Annotated in this window: 1 protein-coding gene; it reads right to left on the bottom strand. The window is 66.6% G+C overall.

The genetic code is table 11. The features are described 5' to 3' along the window. Window positions 1-11 precede the first annotated feature (11 nt). Window positions 12-1,409 (bottom strand): IS30 family transposase, encoded by a 1,398-nt coding sequence (locus A5788_RS00200; protein ID WP_064870172.1) that lies wholly within the window; start codon window positions 1,407-1,409, stop codon window positions 12-14. Window positions 1,410-1,458: the final 49 nt, after the last annotated feature.

The raw sequence follows: 1,458 nt of genomic DNA, 5'->3' as shown, positions 1-1,458 counted from the left end.
ATTGACCGGGCTCAACCAGTCGATGCAACACCGGCTTGTTGGAGCAACAATAGCTGCTCGTTGAAGGCCTCAGCGGGAGTCATCCATCCGAGCGACTTCCGAGGGCGCGTGTTCAGCGCGAATGCGACGGCTTCGATGTCTTCGGCGCTCCAGCGGGACAGGTCGGTGCCCTTCGGGAAGTACTGACGCAGCAGCCCGTTGGTGTTCTCGTTCGTGCCGCGCTGCCAGGGCGACTGCGGATCGGCGAAGAACACCGGGATGCCGGTTTCGACGCGGAACTGCGTGTGAGCGGACATCTCCTTGCCGCGGTCCCAGGTCAACGAGCGCGCCAGCTGCGCCGGCAGCGCCGACATCGTGTTGGCGAGAGCATTCTTCATCGTGATCGCGCCATAGCCGGCCAACGCCGGCCCGTTCTTCGGCGTCTCCTTGTGCCGATAGCCCTCTTCCCGCGGGAGATGGACGAGCAGCGTGTAACGGGTCTTGCGCTCGACGACCGTGCCGACCGCCGAGCGCTCCAACCCGATCAGCAGATCGCCTTCCCAGTGCCCGGGGACGGCGCGACCGTCGGCTTCCGCCGGTCGCTCGCTGATCAGCGTCTCCGGCGTGACATGCGCCCAGGTCTTGCGCCGCGACCGCTCTCGGGGGACGCGTAGCGCCCTGCCCGTGCGGAGGTTCCAGACGAGTTCGCGCTTGAGCGCGCCGCGGCCCTCGATGTAGAGCGACTGGTAGATCGTCTCTGGGCTGATGCGCATGGACTCATCATCCGGGAAGTCGATCTTCAACCGGTGTGAGATCTGCTCCGGACTCCAAGCCCAGGACCAGGCCCTGTCCTTGCGATGCGGCTTGCCTCTCCCGGTGAACCGCGGCGGCTGGGGACCGGTGACGATCGTGCCATCGGGGCGGGTGATCTTCCCCGACAGGCGCTCCTCGACATACGCGCGCAGCCGCGGGTTCGCGACGAGTTTCGCGACCTTGGGTCGCTTCGCGGTCATGTCTGCTTTCCACTGCGCGACCGACGCCCGATACTCCGGCTTCCCGCCCCGCGTGGCCGCGTTCCGCCGCAGCTCACGAGAGATCGTCCCGGCATCGCGGCCCATGGCGCGAGCGATCTCGCGAACGCCCTTGCCCTTCTCCTTGAGAATCGCGATCTCCTCGCGCTCAGCGAACGAGAGGTAGCGGCCCGATGGCTGCTGGGCGATGTCAAATGGCGCCATGCCGCCAGCGTGTCGGAACCATCTTGCGCCGACCGCGGGCGCCACGCCGACAACCCCCGCGGCTTCCTCCGCGAGCAGCCCTTTCGCGATCTCGCCCCAGAACGCCGCCTCGACGGGTTTCTGAAACTTCGGATGCCCCGGCGAGCGGAGCTTCGGACGAACCGCCCTGTCCGCGGCCTGCTGACGACGAACCATCGAACACCTCCTGATAGAGGTGTTGCGACGACCAGTTGAATTCACCTTG

The sequence above is a fragment of the Gordonia sp. 852002-50816_SCH5313054-c genome (genome assembly GCF_001665925.1).
Taxonomy (GTDB): domain Bacteria; phylum Actinomycetota; class Actinomycetes; order Mycobacteriales; family Mycobacteriaceae; genus Gordonia; species Gordonia jacobaea.
The sequence above is the reverse complement of the archived record's forward strand: the minus strand, read 5'-3'. Positions and strand labels throughout refer to the sequence as shown.